The sequence below is a fragment of the Pseudolabrys sp. genome (assembly GCF_035943735.1).
Classification (GTDB): domain Bacteria; phylum Pseudomonadota; class Alphaproteobacteria; order Rhizobiales; family Xanthobacteraceae; genus Pseudolabrys.
On record NZ_DASZBV010000016.1, the window covers coordinates 327,821 to 352,761 of the forward strand.

The following is a 24,941-nucleotide window of genomic DNA, read 5'->3' on the forward strand; positions in this document are numbered from 1 at the left end:
GGCGGCGGCCGCGCCTTACGCCATTGCCTTCGCGCCCGCTGCGATTGCCTTCACGATGTTGTGGTAGCCCGTGCAACGGCAGAGATTGCCGTCGAGCTGGTCGCGGATGGTGTGCTCGTCGAGGTCGTGGCCGTTGCGGCGCACGATGTCGAGCGCGGCCATGATCATGCCGGGCGTGCAATAGCCGCACTGCAGGCCGTGATGCTCGCGGAAGGCTTCCTGCATCGGGTGTAGCTTGCCGCCCGGCTCGGCCAGACCCTCGATGGTGGTGATGTTGGCGCCCTCGCACTGCAGCGCCAGCGTGGTGCAGGACTTGCCGGCGATGCCGTCGATGTGCACGACGCAGGCGCCGCACTGGGAGGTGTCGCAGCCGACATGGGTGCCGGTCAGGCGCAGGTTCTCGCGCAGGAATTGCACCAGCAAAGTACGCTCTTCGACGTCGCCGGTGACAGGCTTTCCGTTCACCGTCATGGACACGGCCGGCATCTCATTCCTCCCACTTTTCGTCCGAATTGCCCGTTTTTCGCCGCCCACCCAGGAAACGGCGACGGCATGGGCGCGAAATCAAGGCGATTTCGATCCAGTTTCGATCTGGAACATGTCGCAAGTGTGGACCCCGGCCGCAGCCCGGGTCAAGCGGCTAGAGCGGCGCAATGCGCCGGGCGGTATACCGATCAGGCCTTTTCGACGCTCGCCGCGAAGTTGCGGAAGAAGTCGTCGGCAAGCTTCTTGGCCGCGCCGTTGACCAGCCGCTGGCCGAGTTGCGCCAGCTTGCCGCCGATCTGCGCTTCGACATTGTAGGTCAGCAGCGTGCCGCCGTCCTTGTCGCTCAGGGCCACCGTCGCCCCGCCCTTGGCGAAGCCGGCAATGCCGCCGTCGCCCTCGCCCGAGATCCTGTAGCCGTTCGGCGGATCGAGGTCAGTGAGTTGCACCTTGCCTTTGAACTTGGCCTTGACCGGCCCGATCTTGGTGACGGCCACCGCCTGGAATTCCGTGTCTGAGGTCTTGTTCAGCTCCTCGCAGCCGGGGATGCAGGCCTTGAGGACCTCGGCATCATTGAGCTTCTGCCACACCACCTCGCGGGAGGCCGGAAGCTGCACCTCGCCCGTCATCGTCATCGCCATCGGAGCCGTCTCCTTCGATACTCGAACACCCCGGGCTTTAAGGCTTCCGGGGGCTAATGAAAAGAGGTTTGCAGCATCCCTCGCCTTCCCCTAATGGGTGGCTTTGCTGCGCCTTGGGCAAAGAACGATACAAACGGGGGAAGGAATGCCGACCATCACCACCGACGACGGCTGTCCGATCAATGTCGAAGTCTCGGGCAGCGAGAGCGCGCCGCCGTTGATGCTGTCCAACTCGCTCGGCACCGACCTGCACATGTGGGACGACCAGGCGGCCGAATTCGCCAGGCACTTCCGCCTCATCCGCTACGACCGCCGCGGTCACGGCAAGTCCGGCGCGCCGAAGGGCCCCTACAGCTTCGACCGTTTCGGACGCGACATCCTCGCGGTGCTCGACGCGCTCGGCGTGAAGAAGACCAACTGGTGCGGCCTGTCGATGGGCGGCATGGACGGCCAGTGGCTCGGCGCCAATGCCCCGGACTGCGTCGAGAAGCTGGTGCTCGCCAACACCAATTATCATTATCCCGACAAGGCGCCGTGGGTCGACCGCCTGCGCTACCTCGAGCAGCACCAACTGGATGAGATGGTCGTCGCCAACATGGAGCGCTGGTTCACCAAGGGCTTCCGCGAGCGCGATCCGCAGGCGATCGCGCGCATGACCAAGATGTTCGTCGCCAGCGATCACGATGGTTACATGGCCTGCGTCGCCGCCGTGCGCGATATCGACTTCCGTGCCAGCAATCCGACGATCAAGGCGCCCACGCTCGTCATCGTCGGCACGCACGACCCGGCAACGCCGCCCGCGAACGGTGAAGTGATCGCCAAGGCGATCCCCGGCGCCCGTCTCGGCGCGCTCGACGCGGCGCACATCTCCAACGTCGAGCAGCCGCAGGCCTTCACCAAGGCCGTGCTCGATTTCCTCAAGTAAGGCGGAGCCGTCGCCCTACCCTCCGTTCATTCCCGCGTAAGCGGGAATCCAGAGCCACGAATGAGAGTCGTTCAATTGATACCCTGGGTCCCCGCTTTCGCGGGGACGAACGGGTGAAGCGCTTCGAGGAGATCACGATGGACGAACGCGAACGCTACCAAAAAGGCATGGCGCAGCGGCGCAAGGTGCTGGGCAATGCCTGGGTCGACCGCGCCAACGCCAAGAAGAACCCGTTCACCGAAGAATTCCAGGACTTCATCACCCGCGCCGCCTGGGGCGAGGTGTGGACGCGACCGCATTACGACGAGCGCACCCGCCGCGTGCTGGTCATCGGCACGATGCTCGCGCTCGACAAGTGGGAGGAATTCCGCATGCACGTGCGCGCCGCGCTGACCGAAGGCGGCTTCTCGCACGACGACATCAAGGAAATCATCCCGCAGCAGGCCATCTACTGCGGCGTGCCGGCGGCCAATCACGCATTCAAGGAAGCGGCCGCGGTGATCGAGGAGATCGGCAAAAGCAAATAAGCGGACCTTGCGGTCCGCTTACATTCCGCCCAGCGCGCGGACGACCTCGTCCAGGCGCTGGGTGACCTCCAATGTATATTCGTGCATCACGAACCAGGCGAGACCGCCGCGCAGGCCCCAGAGCAGCAGCAGCGGCATCAGACGATCGAGCATCGGACTGCCTCGCCATGGCTTTTCAACCGATCAGGGATGCAGCGCCGAGCCGGTTGCGGCGGACGACGTCTCGTCGTCCTCGGCCGGCAGCACGATCTGGCTGGCGAGATTGCGTTCGGCGATGCACAGCGCGAGACCGAGGCAGGCCAGCAGGATCTGGATCGCGTATTCCCGCACGATCGACGGATTGGTCGACCAGACCGCCGGCACGACCGAGAGGAAGCCGAACATCACGACGATGATGAGCGCGCCCTCGAGCACCTGCGGATCGGCCTGACCGCCGGCGAACGAACGCAGGCGATCGACGATGTGCAGGCCGCAGATGCCGGCGACGGCGACCTTCATCGCCGCGAAGAAGGCCGCGAGCTTGATGAGACCGATGGGCGTCAGATGAAGCAGACGGCCCGCATCGAAGACGAGTTGTGAACGCCACACGTCGTCGAGGCCGTAATTCGGCGAGGCCAGAGCCCGCAGGCCGTCGACGCCCCAGCTCAGCGTGAAATAAAGGGCGATGGCGACAATCAACGCTACGGTCGCGGCCGAAGCTTTTCGCATGGTGTCCTCCCTGACTTGCAGGCAAGACCATGCGTATTCGCTTCAACTGTTACGGGCAAAAGAAACCGATCCTTTACCTTACCTGTTAGCCGCTTAACCACAGGCGAGTTAGCGGAACACCGCGCCTGGCACGGCAGGAAACGGGTGGGATCGCGCAAGCCAAAAGACCACCTACCGGTGTGATGGCACCGGACCCGATCACAAACGGTGATGCTTTCGACCACAAACATTCGTTTCCCGGGCTGGAAGCAGAGGCGCACAAGGCGCCGCCGCATCCGAGAGGGACGAGTCGGGAGAGAGACCGGCACTGGACGCCACGAAAGGACTTGTCATGACCTTGGCTGCGACATCGAACCGGAAGGCGGCGCAGACGGCGCCGCGCCTCGTTCTCATCGCGAGCTCGCTCGCCGTACTGTTCGCGCAGATCGACACGTCGGTCGTCAATCTCGCGCTGAAAAGCATCGGCTCCGATCTGCACGCCGGCATCAGCGCGATGCAATGGGTCGTCGATGCCTACAATCTCGTCTATGCGAGCCTGCTGCTCACCGGCGGCACCCTCGGCGATCTGTACGGCCGGCGCCGCATCTTCGTGCTCGGCATCGCTCTGTTCATCGTCGGCACGCTCGTCTGCGCGCTGGCGCCGAACGCGACGGTGCTGATCGCCGGGCGCGTGGTCAGCGGTCTGGGCGCCGCCTTCATGGTACCGATGTCGCTTGTTCTGCTCGCCCTCGCCTATCCCGAGCGCCACGAACGCGCGCATGCGATGGGCGTGTGGGCCAGCTGTAACGGCCTCGCCTTCATCATCGGTCCGATACTCGGCGGCTGGCTCGTGGACACGATCGGCTGGCGCAGCATTTTCTATCTCATCCTGCCGATCTGCGCGGCGGCGCTGGCGCTCACTTATGCTGCGGTCCGGGAAAGCGCCGAGCCGGCGGGGCGACGGCTCGATCTGCCCGGCCAAGTGCTCGCCATCGCCGGCCTCGTGGCCTTCGCGTTCGCCGCCATCGAAGGATCTCACTGGGGCTGGACTTCGCCGCTCATCCTCGGCACGACGGCGTTCGCCGTCGCCGCCTACGGCTTGCTGGTCTATGTGGAGGCCCGCACGCCGGGACCGTTGCTGCCGCTCGAATTCCTGCGGCGGCCGACCTTCTCGGCTTCGCTCGCCTGCGCCGGACTGATGACGTTCGGCATGTACGCGCTCCTGTTCATCATGCCGCTCTACTTCCAGACCGTGCGCGGGACGACGCCATTTCTCGCCGGCCTCGACTTGATGCCGATGCCGATCGCATTCTTCGTGGTCTCGCAGTTCGCCGGCACTCTGAACAACCGTCTCGGCCCGCGCGTGGTGATGACGGCCGGCATGCTCTGCATGGGGCTCGGCGCTCTGACTCTCGCCTTCGTCGGCAAAGCCAGCAGCCTCATCATGATCGAGTGCGCACTGCTGGTCGTCGGCATCGGCCTCGGTTTGAACACGGCGCCGGTCAATGGCGTCGCGGTCGCCGCGTTGCCGCCGGCACGCTCCGGCACGGCGTCGGGCATGCTCAACACCACGCGTATGGTCGGCGCCACCCTCGGCGTCGCCATTCTCGGAGCGTTGTTTGCCGCCCATGCCGGACCGCAGGCGGCAGAGGCGAGTGATTTCCTCGCCGGTCTGCATGTAGCGCTGGCCGGAGGCGGCGGCGCGGAACTGCTCGGCGCGCTGATCGCCGTCGTCTTCCTGCGTAAGGACTCGCTGAAACAAAGCGCCTAGCCGCCGCCGAGGGCCTTCGGCGTCAGGCGCTCACCTCTTCACGAACAGGGCGCGCAAGCTCTCCCGCTTGCCGTCCCGCGTCCAGGTGATGTCGCTGATGCGCCAATCGTTCTTGATTTTCGTGAGATCGAGCACGACCGTCCGCGCCGAGCCGAGGTTGGTGAACTTGACCGTGGCCTGCGCCTTGTTCGGCGTGAGGTCGACAACCTTGATGTCGAACGCGTCGATCTCCCAATCCTGTGCATCGATGAAGGGATCGCCGTCAAGCGCACCGACCTCGCCGCGCTTGGCTGCCGCGTTCTGATCCTTGATCATCAGGGCCGCCAGCGCCGGCTCGAAATAGCGGCGGATGGCACCGTCGCTGTCGAGCGGCCGGCCTTTCGAATCCTTGCCCTTGTAGGCGTCGTAGATCTGCGTGACGAAAGCCTGCGCCGATGCATCCGCCGCCAAAGCGGGTGCGGCGACGACGACGAGAGCGGCGGCGGCGCATAGCACGTAACGTCGAGTGAGCATGCCGAACCTATTACGGATGGCGTACGCCTAACCGCCCCTGCCGTCGCGGAACGCCTGCGGCGTCATGCCGGTCTGCTTGCGAAAGAAGCGCGTGAAATGCGACGGATCGGAGAAGGCGAGATCGTAGGCGATCTCGTGGATGGCCTGGCCCGTGAAGACGAGCTGACGCTTGGCTTCGGTCAGCACGCGCTGGCGGATGAGATGTCCGGCGGTGACGCCAGTCGCGCGCTTGACGTGGTCGTTGAGGCGGTCCGGCGTCATGCTCAGCTTCTCGGCGTAGAAGCCGAGCAGCCGCTCGTTGCGGAAATGCGCGTCGATCAGCCGGCGTAATTCGTCGACGCGCGGATCGGCCGGCGACAAGGTCACCTGCCCGCTGCGCGCGCGGCTCGCCGCCAGCCGCACCACCTCGATCGCGATCAGCGCCAGCAGCGCGCGCATGGCGAGACGATAGCCTTCGCGCGCAAGGAAGCTCTCGGCGTGCAGCTCGCGGCACAAAGTAACGACGCGCGCCACCTCGGTGGCGTCGGCGAGCGGCAGAAGCGGATCGGCGCCGAGCGTCTTCAGCCGCGCCATCGCCTGTCCCGACTGCTCGCCGAGCGCGTCGGCCACGTCCTCGGTGAAGCTCACCACCCAGCCGGTCGTCACCTGCGGCGTGAAACGGAAGCCGTGCGCGATGCGCGGCGGCAGGAGCAGCACCGCCGGCGCGGTGAACGACAGCGTCGAGGTCTCCAGGCTCATGTCGGCGCCGCCGGTTTCGATGACGAGGATCTGAAACAGGTTGCGGTGACGATGCGCGCGGATGGTCCAGTCGTGCACCGTGGAGCGGGCTGCGATCGTCTCGATGTGGATGAAATCGAACGCCTGGTCGTCCGGCGGATCGCCGTAAAGGTGGAAGAGCGGCAGCGCAGCGGTGGCCATGGCGGGACACCATAAGCGAGGGCGGAACCGGAGGCCATAGCGGCGCGTCCACCATCAAATTGGTGTGCAAATCCCGTGAGGAACCGGCCGCAACCTTACGAGTTCCCCTGTGCGAACAAGGCAATCACAGGGGCGACACATGGGACGATATCTACTGCTCTGGCTGCTCGGCGTGCCGATTCCGATCCTGCTGCTGATCTGGGCCTTCGGCGGCCTGCATTGACGCTGCGCCGCGGCGGAACGGCTGGGTCAGCAGGCGCAGCAGCGTCCGCTCGGCCGGCTCGCGAAAATCCGGCAGGCCGATGACGACCCCGTCGTCTCCGGCCGCCGGCGCGGCGCGATAGGTGCCGAACAGCCGGTCCCACCACGGCAGATTGAAACCGAAATTGCTGTCGGTCTCCTGCCGGTCGGCCGAATGATGGACTTCGTGCATCTGCGGCGTGACGACGAGCCAGCGCGCCAGCGGCTCGAGGCGCAGCGGCAAGGCGACGTTGCTGTGGTTGAACATCGCGGTGGCGTTGAGCAGCACCTCGAAGGCCACCACCGCCAGAGCCGGCGCGCCCAGCGCCACCACCGCTGCCACCTTGATCGCCAGCGACAACAGAATCTCGAATGGATGGAAGCGCAGGCCGGTCGTCACATCGAGCTCGGTGTCGGCATGGTGCACGCGGTGCAGCCGCCACAGCACCGGGACATGATGGAAGGCCATGTGTTGGGCATAGATGACGAGATCGAGCGCCACGATACTGACGAGCACGGCCGGCCAGTACGGCACGTGGAGCAGAGGTAACAGCCCCCATCCGTTGCCGGCGACGAGGAGCGCGGCGCCGACCGCTGCGGTCAGCGCGATAAGCCGCACCGCGATCAGGTCCACCGCGAGAAGGCCGAGATTGCCGAACCAGCGCCCGCCCCGGCCGGCCTCGCGCCGGCGATGCGGCGCGCGCCACTCCCACAGCGCCAGCAGGGCGAACAGCCCGGCGGCGGCGCCCAAGCGAATGGCAATCTGGCTCTCCGGCGTCAAAGGGCACTCCTTTGCCGCGGAGTTAATAACACAGCCGGGCCCTCCGGCGTTGCCGCTCGCAAGTGGCCCTGATACTGCTTGTCGGACGGACGTTTACGCGTGTGGGGCGCGGCTTCCGGCAGGCGCAGGGGACGGGATGGACGTATTCATCCAGCAACTCATTAACGGCATCACTCTCGGCTCCATCTATGGCCTGATCGCCATCGGCTACACGATGGTCTTCGGCATCATCGGCATGGTGAACTTCGCCCACGGCGACGTGTTCATGGTGTCGGCGTTCATCGCGCTCATCGCCTTCCTGATTTTGACGACGATGCTGGGCATCGGCTCGGTCGCGCTGGCGCTGTTCCTCGTGCTCATCGCCGCCATGGTGTTCACCTCGCTGGTGAACTGGGTGATCGAGCGCGTCGCCTATCGCCCCTTGCGCGGCTCGTTCCGCCTGGCGCCGCTGATCTCGGCGATCGGCATGTCGATCTTCCTGTCCAATTTCGTGCAGGTCAGCCAGGGCCCGCGCAACAAGGCGATCGCGCCGATGGTGCAGGGCGAGTTCGTGCTGATGAACCACGGCAACTACGCCGTCACCGTGTCGCTGAAGCAACTCATCATCTGGGGCGTCACCGCCGTGCTGCTCGCCTGCTTCTGGTATCTCGTCGCCAAGACGCGGCTCGGCCGCGCCCAACGCGCCTGCGAGCAGGACCAGAAGATGGCGGCTTTGGTCGGCGTCAATGTCGATCAGACCATCTCGATGACGTTCGTGATCGCCGCCGCGCTCGCCGCCGTCGCCGGCACGCTCTATTTGATGTACTACGGCGTCGTCTCCTTCTCCGACGGCTTCGTGCCCGGCGTGAAGGCCTTCACCGCCGCGGTGCTCGGCGGCATTGGCTCGCTGCCCGGCGCCGTGATCGGCGGCTTGCTCATCGGCCTGATCGAGACGATGTGGTCGGCCTACTTCTCCATCGACTACAAGGACGTCGCCGCCTTTTCCGTGCTCGCCATCGTGCTCATCTTCCTGCCGCAGGGCCTGTTCGGCCGGCCGGACGTCGAGAAGGTGTGACGATGGCGGAGGTGCAAGCGCAGCGCAGCGACGTCGCCGCCGCGTTCCGCGACGCGGCGCTTACGGCACTGATCGCGCTTGGCGTGTTCCTGCCGCTGATCGGCTTCCAGACGATCAACAACATCCACAACGAAATCGTGCTCACGACGCGCTGGCCGCTGTTGTTCGCACTGGTCGCCATCATCGGCTGCGGCCGCCTCTGCTACGCACTCGCCGTCGATCCCTGGCTGCGCCGGCGCGCCTTAAGGCCGGTCAAGGCCGAAGTGCCCGCCTGGCGCACCTTCGTCGGCAAATGGTTCGTGCCGTTCGCCATCGGCTTCGTCATCGTCTATCCGGCGATCATCCTCGGCCTCGTCGGCTTCCGCGGCGCGTTGAAATGGGTCGACAATTTCGGCATTCAGATTCTCATCTACATGATGCTCGGCTGGGGCTTGAACATCGTCGTCGGGCTCGCCGGCCTGCTCGACCTCGGTTACGTCGCCTTCTACGCCGTCGGCGCCTACTCCTACGCGCTGCTCGCCAAGGAGTTCGGCTTCTCGTTCTGGATCCTGCTGCCGCTCGCCGGCTGCCTCGCCTCGTTCTGGGGCGTCCTGCTCGGCTTCCCGGTGCTGCGCCTGCGCGGCGACTATCTTGCCATCGTCACGCTCGCCTTCGGCGAGATCATCCGCATCGTCATCGTCAACTTCGTCGCGCTGACCAACGGCTATGCCGGCATCAGCGGCATTCCGCGCCCAAGCTTCTTCGGCATCCCGTTCAACGCCGACGATGACGGCTTCGCCGCGGTCTTCCATCTGCCGTTCACGCCGGTCTACCGCACGCTCTTCCTCTATTACGTGATCCTCGCGCTGGCGCTGCTCACCTGTTACGTCACGGTGCGACTGCGCCGGCTGCCGGTCGGCCGCGCCTGGGAAGCGCTGCGCGAGGACGAGATCGCCTGCCGCTCGCTCGGCATCAACACCACCAACACCAAGCTCACCGCCTTCGCCATGGGCGCGATGTTCGCTGGCTTCGCCGGATCGTTCTTCGCCGCGCGGCAGGGTTTCATTTCGCCGGAATCGTTCACGTTCCTGGAGTCGGCGACGATCCTGTCCATCGTCGTGCTCGGCGGCATGGGCAGCCAGATCGGCGTCGCCATCGCCGCCATCGTCATGATCGGCGGCACCGAGATCATGCGCAATCTCGACTTCCTCAAGGACATCTTCGGACCGACATTCGATCCGACGCAGTACCGCATGCTGATCTTCGGCTTCGCGATGGTGCTGATCATGATCTGGCGGCCGCGCGGGCTGATCTCGACGCGCTCGCCCTCGGTGTTCCTCAAGGAGCGCAAGACCATCAGCGCCGACCTCGTCGGCGAAGGCCACGGCTGATGCCGGAGGCCGCCGATATCCTGCTCAGCGTCGAGCATCTCACGATGCGCTTCGGCGGCCTTGTCGCGGTCGATGATCTCTCGTTCGCGGCGCGGCAGGGCGACATCACTGCGCTGATCGGACCGAACGGCGCCGGCAAGACCACCGTATTCAACTGCATCACCGGCTTCTACAAGCCGAGCGAGGGCCGCCTGGCGCTGCGCCACGGCGAGGCCTCGGCATGGTCGGCGCTGGAAACGCTCACCGCCGGCGGCAAGCGCAGCCGCAAAGCCGACGGCGGCGCGCTCTTTCTGCTCGAGCGCATGCCCGATTATCTCGTTGCGCAGCAAGCGCGCGTCGCCCGCACCTTCCAGAACATCCGCCTGTTTCCCGGCATGACCGTGCTGGAGAACCTGATGGTGGCGCAGCACAACCGGCTGATGCTCGCCTCCGGCTACACGCTGCTCGGCGTGCTCGGCTTTCCCTCGTACGGCGCGGCGGAGCGCGCGGCGGTCGAGCGCGCGCGTTTCTGGCTCGACCGCATCGGTCTCACCGCCCGCGCCGACGATCCGGCTGGCGACCTGCCCTACGGCGCGCAGCGGCGGCTCGAGATCGCGCGCGCCATGCTGACCGATCCGGTATTGCTCTGCCTCGACGAGCCGGCCGCCGGGCTCAATCCGCGCGAGAGTGCCGAGCTCAACGAGCTTCTGCTCTCGATCCGCGCCGACGGGCTCTCCATCCTGCTCATCGAGCACGACATGTCGGTGGTGATGCAGATCTCTGACCACATCGTCGTGCTCGACTACGGCGTGAAGATCGCCGATGGCGCGCCGGCGGTGGTGCGCAACGACGAGAAGGTGATCGCCGCCTATCTTGGCGTCGACGACGAGGACGTGGCGCGGGTGGCGGCGGAGGTGCGCGCATGACCGCGCCTTTGCTCAGCGTGCGCGGCGTCAAGACCTTCTACGGCCGCGTGATGGCGCTCAAAGGCGTCGACATGAACGTCAATGCCGGCGAGATCGTCACACTGATCGGCGCCAACGGCGCCGGCAAGTCGACCTTGATGATGACGGTCTGCGGCAATCCGCGCGCGCGCGAGGGCGCCGTCGTCTTCGACGGCCGCGACATCACCCACCTGCCGACGCACGAGATCGCGCGGCTCAGACTCGCGCAGGCGCCGGAAGGCCGCCGCATCTTTTCGCGCATGACCGTGCTCGAGAACTTGCAGATGGGCGCCACCGTCGCCGAGAGCGCGAATTTCGACGCCGACCTCGAGCGAGTGCTCGCCCTGTTCCCGCGCCTGAAGCAGCGCATCGGCCAGCGCGGCGGCACGCTCTCCGGCGGCGAGCAGCAGATGCTGGCGATCGCGCGCGCTTTGATGGCGCGGCCGCGCCTGTTGCTGCTCGACGAGCCGTCGCTCGGGCTGGCGCCGATCATCGTGCGGCAGATTTTCGACGCCATCAAAACGCTCAATGCCGAGACTGGCCTCACCGTGTTCCTTGTCGAGCAGAACGCCTATCACGCGCTCAAGCTTGCGCATCGCGGCTACGTGATGGTGAACGGGCTGATCACGCTCGCCGGCACCGGCCGCGAGTTGCTCGAACGGCCCGAGATCCGTCAGGCCTATCTCGAGGGAGGCCGCCACTGATGGACTGGCTGGCGCACGCCTTCTCGATTCCGCACCTCCTGGCCGAGGAGGACAATTTCGGCGTGTTCTTCCTCGTCACCGTCGCGCTCGGGGGCGGCGCCGCCTGGCTGACCGGGCGCGCTATCGCACAAACCTGGCGGCCGCTGCGGCAGGTGGCGATCTACAGCCTCATCCTCGCCGCCGCCGTGCGCTTCATCCACTACAGCCTGTTCGACGGGACCCTGGTGTCGCTGCATTTCTATCTGGTCGATGCGACGACATGTCTCGTCTTAGGCCTTGCCGGATTCCGCGCCGCCCGCGCCCAGCAAATGGTCAGCCAGTATCGCTGGATCAACGAGCCGAACGGGCCCTTGCGCTGGCGCGCCAAGAATCGCTGAGGTAGGCTCAAGCGTTTTCACGCGGCGCCATATTTGGAGAGGAACGAGAAATGATGAGGACCATGACCCTGGCCCTGGCGGCGGGCTTTGCCCTGGCGGCCGCCGGAACGGCCTCGGCGCAAGTCAAATTCGGCATGGCCGGACCGATCACCGGCCCGAGCGCGGCCACCGGCGCGCAGATGAAGAATGGCGTCGCCCAGGCGGTCGAGGACATCAACAAGGCCGGCGGCATTCTCGGCAAGCAGATCACGGTGGAATACGGCGACGACGTCTCCGATCCAAAGCAGGGCGTCTCGGTCGCCAACAACTTCGCCGCCGACGGCGTCCGCTTCGTGATCGGCAATTACAATTCCGGCGTCACCATGCCGTCGTCGGAGGTCTATCAGGAGAACGGCATCCTCGAGATCACGCCGGCCTCGACCAATCCGCAGGTTACGGAACGAAAGATGTGGAACATCTTCCGGACCTGCGGCCGCGACGACCAGCAAGGCCAGGTCGCCGGCGCCTACATCGTCAAGCACTTCAAGGGCAAGAAGATCGCCGTCGTCCACGACAAGACCACCTACGGCAAGGGTCTCGCCGACGAGACGATCAAGGCGATGGCCAAAGGCGGCATGAAGCCGGTGCTCTACGAAGGCATCAATGTCGGCGAGAAGGACTATTCGGCGCTCGTCTCCAAGATCAAGCAGTCCGGTGCCGATCTCGTCTACTGGGGCGGCCTCTACACCGAGGGCGGGCTCATCGTGCGGCAGATGCGCGACCAGGGCGTCAAGGCGCCGCTGATGGGCGGCGACGGCATCACCTCCGACGAGTTCGCGCAGGTCGGCGGCCCCGGCGTCGAAGGCACGCTGATGACCTACGGTCCCGATCCGCGCAACAAGCCGGAAGCCAAGGCGGTCGTCGCGGAATTCCGCGCCAAGAAGTTCGAGCCGGAAGCCTACACGCTGTACAGCTACGCCGGCGTGCAGGTGGTCAAGCAGGCCGCCGAAGCGGCCAAGTCGCTCGAGCCGAAGAAGGTGGCGGAGAAGATGCACTCCGGCATGCACTTCAAGACGGTGATCGGCGATCTTTCCTACGACAAGAAAGGCGACATCACGCGCCTCGATTACGTGATGTACGTCTGGAAGAAGCAGCCGGACGGCAAGATCAGCTATGTCGAATGCCCCGGCAGCGACTGCTCGAAGATGAAGTGACGCTGTCGCTCCACACAATCTGCACAAGAGCAAAAAGTCCGCCGCGAGGCGGGCTTTTTTTGTTGCCTGCCCCGGACGCGGCGCGGCAGGCAGCGAAGCTGCGTGTTGCGACGCAGATCCGGGGCCGTTGCAAATGCGGAGGATTTGGCGGTCCCGGGTCTGCAGCGCATCACTCACGTGCTGCGCCGCGCCCGGGACACGAGACGCCCTCAGCCGATCTTGCCGAGGCCGGGGAATATTTCGAGCAGCCAGATGCTGAGCTGATTGAGGCTGCCGGTGAGGAAGGCGATGCCGGTGAGCACCAGGAGCGCGCCCATCGTCTGTTCCACGCGGCGCAGGTAGTGCTTGAAGCGGGCGAGGAACTTGGCGAAGGGTTCGACGGCGAATGCGGCGATGATGAAGGGGATGCCGAGGCCGAGCGAATAGACGAGCAGCAGGCCTGCGCCGCGCGCCACGGTCTCCTGCGACGCGGCGACCGCCAGGATGGCGGCGAGGATCGGCCCGATGCACGGCGTCCAGCCGAAGGCGAACGCGAGCCCGATCACGTAGGCGCCCCACAATCCGACCGGCTTCGAGACTTCGAGCCGCTTCTGGTGGTGCAGCCAGGCGATCGGCGTCAGCCCCAGGAAATGCAGGCCCATGACGATGATGATGACGCCGGCGACAATCGACAGCGGTTCGGAATAAGCGCGGATCAGCGAGCCGATCACACTGGCGCTGGCGCCCAGCGCCACGAAAACCGTCGAGAAGCCGAGCACGAACAGGAGCGCCGCCAGCACCGTCTCGCGCTTTACCCGCCGCTCCGGCTCGCGGTCGGCGAAGCGCTCGAGCGAGGTGCCGGCGAGGAAGATCAGGTAGGGCGGGACCAGCGGCAGCACGCAGGGCGACAGGAAGCTGACCAGACCGGCGATCAGGGCGGCGAGAAAGGTGACGTCATGCATGGCCGCCTACATGCACGGCCCAATATGGCGCTGGCAAGGTGCCCGGTGTCGCGCTGGCGCGGATGTGATAAGCGAGTGATGCCATGCGCAACCTCATCACCGACGTCCCCGGCGTCCGCGTCGGCCAGGCCGACGACCGCGCCCTCGCCTCCGGCGTGACTGTCGTCGTCTTCGACCGCGCCGTCACCGGCAGCGTCGACGTGCGCGGCGGCGGGCCGGGCACGCGCGAGACCGCGCTGCTCGATCCGGCGCAGACGGTCGAGGGCATCGACGCCATCGTGCTCTCCGGCGGTTCGGCCTTCGGTCTCGACGCCGCCTCCGGCGTGCAAGCCTATCTGCGCGAACAGGGCCGCGGCTTCCGCATCCGCGAGGCCGTGGTGCCGATCGTGCCGGGCGCCATCCTGTTCGACCTGCTCAACGGCGGCGACAAGGCCTGGGGCCGTTATCCGCCCTATCGCGAGCTCGGCTATGCCGCCGCGGCGAGCGCTTCAAGCGACATGACCCTCGGCAGCGCCGGCGCCGGGCTCGGCGCGACCACCGCGACGCTCAAGGGCGGCGTCGGCTCGGCCTCGGCAAAGACCCGCGCCGGCATCACCGTCGGTGCGCTGGTCGTCGTCAACGCTGTCGGCACGACGACGGTCGGCGACGGACCACATTTCTGGGCGGCGCCGTTCGAACAGGACGGCGAATTCGGGGGCCGCGGCGTCGCGCCGCGGGTGAGTGCCTCCGATCTCGCCATCCGCGCCAAAGGCGGGCCGCGCGAGAATACGACGATCGCTGTTATCGCCACCGACGCGAAGCTGAACAAGGCGCAGGCCAACCGCCTCGCCGTCATGGCGCAGGACGGCTTTGCGCGCGCCATTTATCCGGTGCACACGCCCCTCGACGGCGACGTGATCTTCTCCGCCGCGACCGGCGCGATCGAGCTTCCCGATCCGCATTACGGCATGGCCGAGCTCGGCATGATCGCCGGCAATGTGATGGCCCGCGCCGTCGCGCGCGGCGTCTACGCAGCGACCGCCCTGTCCTTCCCCGGCGCGCTGCCCAGCTGGCAGGATCGCTTCGGCCGTTAGCGAACCAAGACGGCGGCACTGCGTTGTTCCGGCGAGGACCGCAGCATGCCGTCGAGCGTGATATCCAGCTTCACCTACCAGCCCGAGCGGCGGCGGCTCGTCGTCACCTTCGTGACCGGCCGCGTCTACGAATATGACGCCGTGCCGCCGAACGTCGCGACCAATTTCCGCGCCTCGTTCTCGAAGGGCGTCTATTTCAACAGCCACATCCGCGACCACTACGCCTGTCGCGAAATCAAGACCGAACGGAAGGCGACGCCGAGCCGCACCTAATCCCGACCGCTCACGCGTCGCAGGAGTGCTTCGGCATCTGCGGGCAGCACATCGCCGGCGAAGACGACGAACTGGTCCGGCCGCACCAGCACGAATTTGCAGCCATAGGCCTCGCGCCCGCCAGCCGCGGAATCGCGGATGATTTTCAGCGGAACGCCGCAGGCCTGCGCCGCGGCCGCAAAGCGGTCGACCTCGTCCGACGCCGCATCGAGCGCCAGCAGCGTGAAGCCCGCCCCCAACTCCTCGAACACGTTGCATCCGCTCGACAAAGGCTGCGGCGCCAGATGATGGCCGGCGCGCGCCGTAAAAGAATGATCGCCATGCGCGCCGCTTGTGCCGCCGGGCGGGCCAATCACAACCGGCGACCCCTCGTAATTCGGCTCGTAACGGTGCACGCGCTTGCCGAGATCGCCTTCATGCTCGTCCCACGCGCGTTCGAACGCGGTGCGGTCGCGCACCGGATCGTGGCGTTCGAGAAAATCGCCCTCCTGGCGAACCCGCGCGGCGATGAAGTCCTCGGCGACGTCGCGGAACACCGGCTGCCGCTCGGCCGAATACGAATCGAGCAGCGACTCACCGCCCCAGCCTTCCAGTTTCGCCGCCAGCTTCCAGCCGAGATTGACCGCATCCTCGAGCCCGTTGTTCAGCCCGAAGCCGCCATAGGGCGGATGCGTGTGCGCGGCGTCGCCGGCGATGAAGACGCGGCCGTTGCGATAGGTGTCGGCCACCGCGTTGCGCAGTTGCCAGAAGCCGGAATAGTCGATGTCGCAAGCGAAATCGAAACCGGCGGCGCGGCGCAGCGGCGCGCGGAAATCGAAGCCTTCGCGTTCGGTGTCGCGCGGGATCGGCGCGTGGAAGAAGAAGCTTTCCTCGCCGTCGATGCGGCCGAAGAACTGCCAGTAGCCTTCGAAGTCGGGATGCAGCACGCGATAGGTCGAGCGTGGCGGAAAGCGCTTGAGCTTCTCGTGCAGGTCTCGCGAGCGGAACACGACCAGCACCATCAGCTTGTCGAAATCGGTGCCGCTGCGCGCGATGCCGCAGGTCTCGCGCACCAGCGAGTTGCCGCCGTCGCAGCCGACGGCGTAGTCGGCGGTGATCGTCTCCGTCTGCTGCGTCGCCTCGTTGACGATCGTTACGCGCACGCCGTCATTATCCTGCGTCACGCTCGTGGCGCGCCAGCCGAACCGCGCATCGACCGCCGGCAGCGTCATCACCTTGTCGCGCTGCACCTGCTCCATACAGTACTGCGGCATACGGTCGTTGGCCTGAAAGTAATAAGGCCGCACCAGTTCGCGCCCGCGCGGCGCGTGCCAGTACTCGCTCGCCAGATCGCCATAAGCGGTGATTTCGCCGATCGGCGCGTCCGGCGGCATCATGCGCGCGCGGCGTAAGTTCTCGACGATACCCCAGCACCAGAAATGCTCGAGCGTGCGCTGGGTGAGGTTCTGCCCCTTCGGGATGCGGTGCATGGTCGTCCGCGGCTCGACGAGGATGCAGCGCACGCCGCGCTGACCGAGCGAAATGGCGAGCGCGAGGCCCACGGGTCCGCCGCCGACAATGGCGACCTGCGTGTCATGCGGCATTACAGAAACCTTTCAGCCCGATACGGCGCTGGATCGACCACCGGCGTGGCGCCCGTGATCAGATCGGCGATGAGGCGGCCCGTGATGGGCCCGAGCGTCAGGCCCCAATGCGCGTGACCGATGCCGAGCCAGACACCCGGCAGCTTCGGCGCCGCGCCGATCACCGGACGCGAGTCGGCAAAGCACGGACGCGAGCCCATCCAGGTGTCATTGTCGGCGCGCTCGCCGAGCGGAAAGAGCGTGCGCGCCCGCGGCATTAGCCGATCGAACTGCACCGGCGTCGCCGCCGCGTCGCGGGCGGCGAACTCCGTGCCGGTCGTCAACCGGATGCCCTGCTGCATCGGCGTGATCAGATAGCCGAAGTCGACGTCGACTACTGGCCGCGCCAGCGACGCGTTGCCTTCGCCGCGGAAATGCCGGTGATAGCCGCGCTTCACCGCCATCGGCAGATTGAGACCGAGCGGCTCCAGCACGTCCGGCGCCCACGGCCCGAGCGCCACCACGACGTTCGATGAATCGAGCCCGCCTTCGTCCGTCTCCACGCGCCAGCGGCCGGCCGAGCGGTGCAGCGACCGCGCGTCGCCGTTGACCATGACGCCGCCGAGCGCGGTGAAGCGCGCGGCATAGGCGCGCGTCAGCGCCAGCGGATCACTGATGCTCGCCGCCTTCGGCCAGAACACCGCGTGGCGGAACACCGGGCGCAACGATGGCTCGAGCGCCTGTGCGCCGGCCGAATCGAGCGCGTCGAGCGGCAGCCCGAAGTCCTTGGCCAGATCGAACTCGAGCCGCATCGTACGCAGCGCATCCTCCCGCCGGTAGAGCTTGAGCCAGCCGGTCTTGCGCAACAGCCCGGTCGCGCCGGCCTCTTCCATCAAGGCCTCGTGCTCGGCCACGGCGCGCGCGAACAGCGGCCGGTTGAGGCGCGCCGTCTCGGCGATCAGCCGCGGCTGCGAGTAGTGGCGGAAGGCAAGGAGCCACGGTGCGATCGTCGGCAGGAACGAGAGATGATAATTCGCCTGGCTCGCCTGCTTGAGCGCGACCCGCGCCAGCGTGCCGAGATCTGAGGGGAACGCCGGCGGCAGGATGGTGCTGCCTTCGATGACGCCGGAATTGCCGTAGGATGTCTCGCGGCCGACGCCGTGGCGGTCGACCAGCGCCACCGACAGGCCGCGCTTGGCCAGATGCAGCGCGACGGACGTTCCGACGATCCCCGCGCCCAGCACGATCGCATCGGTGCGTGCCATGTCCTCTCCTTTTCCACCGTTCCTAGCGCGGCGCGCCCGCGCGGCATAGATCGTCCCTATCGAAGACGCTATCAAGGTCGGCACGCCCCGCCGGGCGGCGGAGTCTTCCCCGCAATGAAAGCACTCGCGGCCCTGCTGAGCCTCGTCGGCCGCCACGGCACGTTGCTCGCCGCGCTTTCCATCTTCATCGGCCTGTTGCTACCCGGCCTGCCGCCGCTGCTGAAGCCGTCGCTCGGCACGGTCATCGTGATCATGCTGACCCTGGCCTTCCTGCGCGTCGATCCGGTGGCGCTGAAGGGGCATTTCCGGCGGCCGGGGCTGATCGCCGCGGCGGCCGTGTGGCTGATGCTGGTGTCGCCGGCGCTGCTCGGCCTCTTGTTCCATGTCCTCGCGGTCGAGCAGACGCTCCCCGGCCTCTATTTCATCCTGGTGCTGCAGATCTCGGCGCCCGCCTTGATGTCGGCGCCGGCCATCGCGGCGCTGCTCGGCCTCGACGTGGCGCTCACGCTGGCGACGCTCATCGTCTCGGTGGCGGTCACGCCGGTCACGGCCAGCCTGTTCACGCACTTCTTCCTCGGCCAGGCGCTCGCTTCCCCGTTGGCGCTGGGCGTCAGGCTCTTTTTGATCATCAGCGGCTCGGCGCTCGTCGCGACCGTGATCCGGCGGCTCGTCGGATCGGGGCGGCTCGAGCGGCAGCGCGAACGCATCGATGGCTTGAGCGTCGTGAGCTTCGTGATCTTCGCCATCGCCGCGATGGACGGCGTCACCGCGCACATCTACAGCGTTCCGAAGCTGGTGGCCGGGGTGACGCTGCTCGCCTTCGCCCTGTCACTGGCGCAGACGGCAATCGGAACGCTGCTGTTCCTGCCGGCCGGCCGCGGCCTGGCGCTGGCGATCGGGCTTGCCGCCGGCAATCGCAATCTCGGGCTGATGCTGACGGCGACGGGCTTCGCGATCCCCGACACCGCTTGGCTCTATTTCGCGGCGGCGCAGGTGCCCGCCTATATCCTGCCGCATCTGTTGCGGCCGCTGGCCCGGCGGCTGACCGCGCCGCCGGGACAGAGATCAGGCCACGGCCGACACTGAGGCGCCCTGCTGCGAGACGAGTTGCGCCTGCAGCCGGATCAGTTGCTGGATCAGGTTGTTGCTGTTCGAGCCGCCGGCCGTCTGTCCGTTCGTACCGTCGCCGGACGTGCCACCATTCTGCTCAGCAGCCGGCGTCGTCATGGTGACGGTGCTGCCGTCGGCATAGGTGATGGTCGTCGTTGACGATCCGTCGGAGTTGCTCTCGGTCTGCGTTGAGGCTCCGTTGGCGCTCGTCGAGTTGAGGAGCGAAGCGAGCCCGCCTTGATCGCCGCCGCCGCCACTGCCGCTCGCCTCCATGTGGTGACCGTGGCCATGCCCATGACCGCGATGCGCCGACGACGACAGTTCGCTTTGGCTGACGCTGCCGTCTCCATTCTGGTCGAGTTTGGAGAACAGAGCATCGGCGCTCGACGTGTCGACGCCGGACTGGCCGAGCGCGCTCTCGAACTCGGTTTTGCTGACCGAGCCGTCGCCGTCAGTGTCGAGCTGCGAGAACAGGCCTTGCGCACCGCCGCTGCCGCTCGCGCCGTTCGCCCCCTGCCCCTGCAGCGCCATCAGCGCCGCCATCGTGCCGCTGGAGAATGGCGGCGGGGATGGCCCGAAGGCATTGCTGGTGGAGCTCTGATTGGTCGAGCCGTTCGCCGGCGAGCCGGAGAAGAGCTGCGACAGGTTGTCGAGCGGATCGGTACTGGCTGCCCCGCCGACGCCGCTCGACATCGACTGAAGCAGGTTCTGGATATACGATAACGCGTTCGACGTAGAGTTGACTGACATCGACATAACGCATGTCCTCTACTCACCGGCAGATGCCGGCAGTGCTCGCCCCGCTGCCCCTCACGCAAGAGCCGCGCCACCACCTTCGGCCGGCGAAAAGCCCGGTATTGCGGCCTTTTGCGCGATCACCCGCGCCACGGCCGGCGCTGGCGCCCGGCAAAACTTGCCGGTGACGACGTCAATTTGCCGGGGATGCCGGACCCTCCCCGCGTTGCCCGTGCCCGCCCCGCATGGTACGCGGACGCCTTACGGAGACCCGTCCATGCCACGGCCGCTTCTCATCGCGCCCTCCATCCTCGCCTCCGACTTCGCGCGGCTGGGCGAGGAGATCCGCGCGATCGAGGCCGCAGGCGCCGACTGGATCCACGTCGACGTGATGGACGGGCACTTCGTCCCCAACATCACCATCGGCCCCGACGTGGTGAGGGCGCTGCGCCCGGTCTCGAAGAAGACTTTCGACGTGCACCTGATGATCGCGCCCTGCGATCCCTATCTGGAAGCCTTCGCCAAAGCCGGCTCCGACATCATCACCGTGCATGTCGAGGCCGGCCCGCACATCCACCGCTCGCTCCAGGCGATCCGCGCGCTCGGCAAGAAGGCCGGCGTCACCATGAACCCGGGTACGCCGGTGTCGACGATCGAGCACGTCATCGACCTCGTCGACCTCGTGCTGATCATGTCGGTCAATCCCGGCTTCGGCGGCCAGGCCTTCATCCCGGCCGCGCTCGACAAGGTCGCGCAGGTGCGCGCGCTGGTCGGCGGACGGCCGGTCGACATCGAGGTCGATGGCGGCGTCACCAAGGACAATGCCGCCGACGTCGTGCGCGCCGGCGCCAATGTGCTGGTCGCCGGCTCGGCGGTATTCAAGGGCGGCGACTACAAGGGCAACATCGCCGCCATCCGCAACGCCGCAGCGCTCGCCCGTGGCGAAGCGGCGTGAGGCTTTGCTTGTCATGGCCGGGCTTGACCCGGCCATCCCGATAAGGGACGCAGTGCCTATCTAAGCGAGATCGCCGGGACAAGCCCGGCGATGACAGGGTTCAATGATTTTCGGCAAACAAACATGATCCCCCGCTATTCCCGCCCGGCGATGACCGCGATCTGGTCGCCGGAGACGAAATACAAGATCTGGTTCGAGATCGAGGCGCATGCGGCCGACGCCATGGCCGAGCTCGGCGTCATTCCGAAGGATGCGGCAAAGACGATCTGGGCCAAGGGCAAGGATGCGAAGTTCGACATCGACCGCATCGACGCCATCGAGGCCGAGGTCAAGCACGACGTCATCGCCTTCCTGACGCACGTCTCCGAGATCGTCGGGCCGGAAGCGCGCTACATGCACTCCGGCATGACCTCGTCGGACGTGCTCGACACCTGCCTCAACGTGCAGCTCGTGCGCGCCGCCGATCTCCTCATCGCCGATCTCGACGCGCTGCTGGCGGCGCTCAAGCGCCGCGCCTTCGAATACAAGATGACGCCCACCGTCGGCCGTTCGCACGGCATCCATGCCGAGCCGACAACGTTCGGACTGAAGCTGGCGCAGGCCTACGCGGAATTTTCGCGCGGGCGCGAGCGCATGGTCGCGGCGCGCAAGGAAGTGGCGACCTGCGCCATCTCCGGCGCCGTCGGCACCTTCGCGCAGGTCGATCCGCGCGTCGAAGCGCACGTCGCCAAGGCGATGGGCCTCGCCGTCGAGCCGGTGTCGACGCAGGTCATCCCGCGCGACCGCCACGCGATGTATTTCGCGACGCTCGGCGTCATCGCCTCGTCGATGGAGCGGCTGGCGATCGAGATCCGCCATCTGCAGCGCACCGAGGTGCTGGAGGCCGAAGAGTTCTTCTCCGAGAAGCAGAAGGGTTCCTCGGCGATGCCGCACAAGCGCAATCCAGTGCTGTCGGAGAACATCACCGGGCTTGCCCGCATGGTGCGGGCCTACGTGACGCCGGCGATGGAGAACGTGGCGCTCTGGCACGAGCGCGATATCTCGCACTCCTCGGTCGAGCGCATGATCGGGCCGGACGCGACCGTGACGCTCGACTTCGCCCTCGCGCGGCTCACCGGCCTGATCGACAAGCTGCTGGTCTACCCGGCCAACATGCAGAAGAACCTCGACCGGCTCGGCGGCCTCATCCACTCGCAGCGCGTCTTGATCGCGCTGACGCAGAAGGGCGTCGCGCGCGAGGACGCCTATCGTCTCGTCCAGCGCAACGCGATGAAGGTGTGGAGCGGCGAGAGCAACGACTTCCTGGCGCTGCTCAAGGCCGATCCGGACGTGCGCAAGGCGCTCAGCGACAAGGAGCTCGAGGCGAATTTCGACCTCGGCCATCACTTCAAGCACGTCGACACGATTTTCAGGCGCGTGTTCGGCGCCGCCTGAGCGCGAGCTTTGCCGTCGAACCGCCATTGTCTGCGGGACATGTGTTCATGCTAACTGAGCAAGCCAAACACGCCCCGCCCATTCGCCCGCGCCATGCCTGAGACACCACCGCCGACCATCCTTGTGTTCGATTCCGGCGTCGGCGGCCTGACCGTGTTCCGCGAGGTCAAAACGGCGCGGCCGGACGCGGCATTCGTCTATCTCGCGGACGACGCCGGCTTCCCCTACGGTAACCAGCCGGAAGACAAGCTGATCGCGCGCATCGCCGACGTCATCGGCGCGGCGATCGCCCGCCACGCGCCCGACCTGATCGTCGTCGCCTGCAACACCGCCTCTGTCATCGCGCTCGCCGACCTGCGCGCCCGCTTCACCGTGCCTTTCGTCGGCACCGTGCCGGCGATCAAGCCGGCCTGCGCGCAATCGCGGACGAAGCGCATCGCCGTCCTTGGCACGCAGGCAACGGTCAGCCGCGAATACACCCGCGCGCTCATCCGCGAATTCGCCTCCGGCTGCCACGTTGCTTTGGTGGGATCGCCGCGGCTTGCCACTTACGCTGAGGCGGAGCTCGCCGGCACCCCGGCGACCGACGTCGAGATCGCGGGCGAGATTCTGCCCTGCTTTCTCGACGAGGAAGGCCAACACACCGACACCATCGTGCTCGCCTGCACGCATTATCCGCTGCTGGCGGAGCGCTTCCGCCGCGTGGCGCCGTGGCCGGTCGAATGGCTCGATCCGGCGCCGGCGATCGCCCGGCGCGTTGCCGACCTGCTGCGCGAGCGTCCGGTCGCGGCCGTCGCCGGCACGCAGACGATCGAATTTACCTCCGGCCGCATGCCGCCGCCCACATTGAAGAAGGCGCTGGCCGCCTTCGGCTTCTAGCCGCCCGCGAGCGCCTCGATCTGCCAGAAGCCGCGCCAGATCATGTCCAGCGCGACATAAAGCACGATGGCCAGCCCGATATAGGCAATCCAGCGGTGGCGGCCGAGCAGGCGTGCGACAAGATTGGCCGCGACGCCCATCAGCACGATCGACAGGCCGAGACCGAACACAAGCGCCCAAGGATGCTCGCGCGCCGCGCCGGCGACCGCCAGCACGTTGTCGAGCGACATCGACACGTCGGCGACGACGATCTGCCAGGCGGCCTGCTTCAGCGTCTTGCGCGGCGCATGCGCCTGCGCCGCCGCCACTTCATCGTGCGAAACCTGATGCGCGGCGCGCAGTTCGCGCCACATCTTCCAGCAGACCCAGAGGAGGAGGATGCCGCCGGCGAAGACGAGCCCGACGATGCTCAGCATTTCCACCGCCACGCCGGCGAACAGGATGCGCAGGATGGTGGCGGCGGCGATGCCGACGAGGATGGCGCGCGTGCGGTCCTGCCGCGGCAGGCCCGCGGCGGCGATGCCGATGACGACGGCATTGTCGCCGGCCAGCACCAAGTCGATGACGATGACCTGGAACAGCGCGGCAAGCGCCTGATGCGTGATGTCGAAAGGAAGCGTCATTGGGACGGGCCCCGCTCAATCAGTCCGACATCGCAGTCCCATGACTGCCAGAGGGGCCCGGCCTGACGGTCCGGAAAATGGCCTCTCGGCCGCCCGCCCGCAAGAGCATAAGGGTTTGACACCGCCCGCGTTCACTCCTACAACCCCCGCGTCCTGGCGGCCCGAAAGGCCGCCAGAGACGTTTCGCGACCCGTGGCAAGGCCTTGCGCTTTCGAGGCTTTTCCTGTCGGGCCGGGGGAGACCCCGGTCAGAGGAGGGCGCGGTTCCTCAAAGATCAACATTAACGCGAGGACGCGATGACCAAGCGCTTGGAATCCAAGTATAAAATCGACCGCCGGATGGGCGAGAACATCTGGGGTCGTCCGAAGAGCCCGGTGAATCGCCGCGAGTACGGCCCCGGCCAGCACGGCCAGCGCCGCAAGGGCAAGCTGTCCGACTTCGGCGTGCAGCTCAAGGCCAAACAGAAGCTGCGCGGCTACTACGGCAACATCTCGGAGAAGCAGTTCCGCGGCATCTACGCCGACGCCATCCGCATGAAGGGTGACTCGGGCGCGCATCTGATCGGCCTCCTGGAGCGCCGCCTCGACGCGGTCGTGTTCCGCGCCAAGTTCGCGCCCACCCCGTTCGCGTCGCGCCAGCTCATCAACCACGGCCACATCCTGGTGAACGGCAAGAAGGTCAACATCGCGAGCTATCGCGTGAAGGTCGGCGACGTCGTCGAGGTGAAGGAGAAGTCGAAGCAGCTCGCGCTCGTCCTCGAGTCGCAGGCGCTCGCCGAGCGCGACGTGCCGGACTACATCGAGCTCGACGCCGCCAAGCTCACGGCCAGGTTCGCGCGCATCCCGACGATCACCGATGTGCCCTATGCGGTCCGCATGGAACCGCATCTGGTGGTCGAGTACTATTCGCGCTGATTTCGCGTCCTCTTCGCAGGAGCGTGCAAATCCCTCGCCCTCAGGCGGGGGATTTTGCTATTCAGGGGGG

The 24,941-nt window shown here is 66.6% G+C and carries 28 protein-coding genes; 16 read left to right on the top strand and 12 right to left on the bottom strand.

Annotation, left to right across the window (positions count from 1 at the left end; all coding sequences use genetic code 11):
* Positions 1-15: 15 nt before the first annotated feature.
* Together VGV41_RS09910 and VGV41_RS09915 are read right to left on the bottom strand one after the other, a co-directional pair.
* Positions 16-486 carry a (2Fe-2S)-binding protein gene (locus VGV41_RS09910; RefSeq protein ID WP_326863649.1) on the bottom strand — a complete coding sequence of 157 codons (471 nt, stop codon included), beginning with the start codon at positions 484-486 and terminating at the stop codon, positions 16-18.
* Between the two features lie 188 nt (positions 487-674).
* Positions 675-1,124, bottom strand: coding sequence for a carbon monoxide dehydrogenase subunit G (locus VGV41_RS09915; RefSeq protein ID WP_326863650.1), 450 nt, complete (start codon positions 1,122-1,124; stop codon positions 675-677).
* A 145-nt stretch (positions 1,125-1,269) separates the two neighbouring features.
* Between VGV41_RS09915 and pcaD the strand changes: the two genes are divergently transcribed.
* Together pcaD and pcaC are read left to right on the top strand one after the other, a co-directional pair.
* The gene (pcaD, locus tag VGV41_RS09920) at positions 1,270-2,049 is read left to right on the top strand and encodes a 3-oxoadipate enol-lactonase (RefSeq protein ID WP_326863651.1); all 780 of its coding nucleotides are present in this window, start codon (positions 1,270-1,272) and stop codon (positions 2,047-2,049) included.
* A 137-nt stretch (positions 2,050-2,186) separates the two neighbouring features.
* Entirely contained in the window at positions 2,187-2,576 is a 390-nt protein-coding gene (pcaC, locus tag VGV41_RS09925) for a 4-carboxymuconolactone decarboxylase (RefSeq protein WP_326863652.1), read from the top strand.
* Between the two features lie 18 nt (positions 2,577-2,594).
* On the opposite strand, the gene VGV41_RS09930 is transcribed toward pcaC, so the two are convergent.
* On the bottom strand, positions 2,595-2,729 hold the full coding sequence (locus tag VGV41_RS09930; RefSeq protein WP_326863653.1) for a hypothetical protein: 135 nt from the start codon (positions 2,727-2,729) through the stop codon (positions 2,595-2,597).
* Positions 2,730-2,759: 30 nt separating this feature from the next.
* A complete protein-coding gene (locus tag VGV41_RS09935) occupies positions 2,760-3,284 on the bottom strand; it encodes a hypothetical protein (RefSeq protein WP_326863654.1) in 525 nt (174 codons plus the stop codon).
* Between the two features lie 331 nt (positions 3,285-3,615).
* On the opposite strand from VGV41_RS09935, the gene VGV41_RS09940 reads away from it, so the two are divergent.
* A complete protein-coding gene (locus VGV41_RS09940; protein ID WP_326863655.1) occupies positions 3,616-5,034 on the top strand; it encodes an MFS transporter in 1,419 nt (472 codons plus the stop codon).
* A 30-nt stretch (positions 5,035-5,064) separates the two neighbouring features.
* Here the strand turns inward: VGV41_RS09940 and VGV41_RS09945 are convergent, their stop codons facing one another.
* From VGV41_RS09945 to VGV41_RS09955, 3 genes are all read right to left on the bottom strand, one after another.
* Complete coding sequence (locus tag VGV41_RS09945; RefSeq protein ID WP_326863656.1) at positions 5,065-5,547, bottom strand: DUF3828 domain-containing protein; 483 nt, start codon at positions 5,545-5,547, stop codon at positions 5,065-5,067.
* A 27-nt stretch (positions 5,548-5,574) separates the two neighbouring features.
* On the bottom strand, positions 5,575-6,465 hold the full coding sequence (locus VGV41_RS09950) for a helix-turn-helix domain-containing protein (RefSeq protein WP_326863657.1): 891 nt from the start codon (positions 6,463-6,465) through the stop codon (positions 5,575-5,577).
* Positions 6,466-6,616: 151 nt separating this feature from the next.
* The gene (locus tag VGV41_RS09955) at positions 6,617-7,486 is read right to left on the bottom strand and encodes a sterol desaturase family protein (protein WP_326863658.1); all 870 of its coding nucleotides are present in this window, start codon (positions 7,484-7,486) and stop codon (positions 6,617-6,619) included.
* A gap of 136 nt (positions 7,487-7,622) precedes the next feature.
* On the opposite strand from VGV41_RS09955, the gene VGV41_RS09960 reads away from it, so the two are divergent.
* The 6 genes from VGV41_RS09960 (at position 7,623) to VGV41_RS09985 (ending at position 13,107) form a co-directional block, all read left to right on the top strand.
* Entirely contained in the window at positions 7,623-8,540 is a 918-nt protein-coding gene (locus VGV41_RS09960; protein WP_326863659.1) for an ABC transporter permease subunit, read from the top strand.
* 2 nt (positions 8,541-8,542) lie between these two features.
* Positions 8,543-9,910, top strand: a complete 1,368-nt coding sequence (gene livM / locus VGV41_RS09965) for a high-affinity branched-chain amino acid ABC transporter permease LivM (RefSeq protein ID WP_326863660.1) — start codon at positions 8,543-8,545, stop codon at positions 9,908-9,910.
* Entirely contained in the window at positions 9,910-10,815 is a 906-nt protein-coding gene (locus VGV41_RS09970) for an ABC transporter ATP-binding protein (protein ID WP_326863661.1), read from the top strand. The genes livM and VGV41_RS09970 overlap by 1 nt, the downstream gene beginning before the upstream one ends.
* The gene (locus VGV41_RS09975; RefSeq protein WP_326863662.1) at positions 10,812-11,537 is read left to right on the top strand and encodes an ABC transporter ATP-binding protein; all 726 of its coding nucleotides are present in this window, start codon (positions 10,812-10,814) and stop codon (positions 11,535-11,537) included. Before VGV41_RS09970 ends, VGV41_RS09975 begins: the two co-directional genes overlap by 4 nt.
* Positions 11,537-11,914, top strand: a complete 378-nt coding sequence (locus VGV41_RS09980) for a DUF6867 family protein (RefSeq protein ID WP_414705084.1) — start codon at positions 11,537-11,539, stop codon at positions 11,912-11,914. Before VGV41_RS09975 ends, VGV41_RS09980 begins: the two co-directional genes overlap by 1 nt.
* Positions 11,915-11,976: 62 nt before the next feature.
* Positions 11,977-13,107: a branched-chain amino acid ABC transporter substrate-binding protein gene (locus VGV41_RS09985; protein WP_326863663.1), complete on the top strand. Its 1,131-nt coding sequence runs from the start codon at positions 11,977-11,979 to the stop codon at positions 13,105-13,107.
* A gap of 209 nt (positions 13,108-13,316) precedes the next feature.
* On the opposite strand, the gene VGV41_RS09990 is transcribed toward VGV41_RS09985, so the two are convergent.
* Positions 13,317-14,048, bottom strand: coding sequence for a cytochrome c biogenesis CcdA family protein (locus VGV41_RS09990; protein WP_326863664.1), 732 nt, complete (start codon positions 14,046-14,048; stop codon positions 13,317-13,319).
* Positions 14,049-14,131: 83 nt separating this feature from the next.
* Between VGV41_RS09990 and VGV41_RS09995 the strand changes: the two genes are divergently transcribed.
* Together VGV41_RS09995 and VGV41_RS10000 are read left to right on the top strand one after the other, a co-directional pair.
* The gene (locus VGV41_RS09995; RefSeq protein ID WP_326863665.1) at positions 14,132-15,121 is read left to right on the top strand and encodes a P1 family peptidase; all 990 of its coding nucleotides are present in this window, start codon (positions 14,132-14,134) and stop codon (positions 15,119-15,121) included.
* Positions 15,122-15,166: 45 nt separating this feature from the next.
* Positions 15,167-15,394 carry a KTSC domain-containing protein gene (locus tag VGV41_RS10000; RefSeq protein WP_326863666.1) on the top strand — a complete coding sequence of 76 codons (228 nt, stop codon included), beginning with the start codon at positions 15,167-15,169 and terminating at the stop codon, positions 15,392-15,394.
* On the opposite strand, the gene VGV41_RS10005 is transcribed toward VGV41_RS10000, so the two are convergent.
* Together VGV41_RS10005 and VGV41_RS10010 are read right to left on the bottom strand one after the other, a co-directional pair.
* Positions 15,391-16,977, bottom strand: coding sequence for an FAD-dependent monooxygenase (locus VGV41_RS10005; RefSeq protein ID WP_326863667.1), 1,587 nt, complete (start codon positions 16,975-16,977; stop codon positions 15,391-15,393). The genes VGV41_RS10000 and VGV41_RS10005 overlap by 4 nt on opposite strands.
* Complete coding sequence (locus VGV41_RS10010) at positions 16,977-18,221, bottom strand: FAD-binding oxidoreductase (RefSeq protein WP_326863668.1); 1,245 nt, start codon at positions 18,219-18,221, stop codon at positions 16,977-16,979. The genes VGV41_RS10005 and VGV41_RS10010 overlap by 1 nt, the downstream gene beginning before the upstream one ends.
* Before the next feature lie 114 nt (positions 18,222-18,335).
* Between VGV41_RS10010 and VGV41_RS10015 the strand changes: the two genes are divergently transcribed.
* Positions 18,336-19,307: a Na+-dependent transporter gene (locus VGV41_RS10015; RefSeq protein ID WP_326863669.1), complete on the top strand. Its 972-nt coding sequence runs from the start codon at positions 18,336-18,338 to the stop codon at positions 19,305-19,307.
* Here the strand turns inward: VGV41_RS10015 and VGV41_RS10020 are convergent.
* Complete coding sequence (locus tag VGV41_RS10020; protein ID WP_326863670.1) at positions 19,287-20,087, bottom strand: EF-hand domain-containing protein; 801 nt, start codon at positions 20,085-20,087, stop codon at positions 19,287-19,289. The genes VGV41_RS10015 and VGV41_RS10020 overlap by 21 nt on opposite strands.
* Before the next feature lie 256 nt (positions 20,088-20,343).
* Between VGV41_RS10020 and rpe the strand changes: the two genes are divergently transcribed.
* The 3 genes from rpe (at position 20,344) to murI (ending at position 23,334) form a co-directional block, all read left to right on the top strand.
* Complete coding sequence (gene rpe / locus VGV41_RS10025) at positions 20,344-21,021, top strand: ribulose-phosphate 3-epimerase (RefSeq protein ID WP_326863671.1); 678 nt, start codon at positions 20,344-20,346, stop codon at positions 21,019-21,021.
* A 123-nt stretch (positions 21,022-21,144) separates the two neighbouring features.
* Positions 21,145-22,455 carry an adenylosuccinate lyase gene (gene purB, locus VGV41_RS10030; protein ID WP_326863672.1) on the top strand — a complete coding sequence of 437 codons (1,311 nt, stop codon included), beginning with the start codon at positions 21,145-21,147 and terminating at the stop codon, positions 22,453-22,455.
* Positions 22,456-22,548: 93 nt separating this feature from the next.
* The gene (gene murI, locus VGV41_RS10035) at positions 22,549-23,334 is read left to right on the top strand and encodes a glutamate racemase (protein ID WP_326863673.1); all 786 of its coding nucleotides are present in this window, start codon (positions 22,549-22,551) and stop codon (positions 23,332-23,334) included.
* On the opposite strand, the gene VGV41_RS10040 is transcribed toward murI, so the two are convergent.
* On the bottom strand, positions 23,331-23,957 hold the full coding sequence (locus VGV41_RS10040) for a TerC family protein (protein ID WP_326863674.1): 627 nt from the start codon (positions 23,955-23,957) through the stop codon (positions 23,331-23,333). The two genes, murI and VGV41_RS10040, sit on opposite strands and share 4 nt — an antisense overlap.
* 296 nt (positions 23,958-24,253) lie before the next feature.
* On the opposite strand from VGV41_RS10040, the gene rpsD reads away from it, so the two are divergent.
* A complete protein-coding gene (rpsD, locus tag VGV41_RS10045) occupies positions 24,254-24,871 on the top strand; it encodes a 30S ribosomal protein S4 (protein WP_326863675.1) in 618 nt (205 codons plus the stop codon).
* The last annotated feature ends 70 nt before the right edge of the window (positions 24,872-24,941 follow it).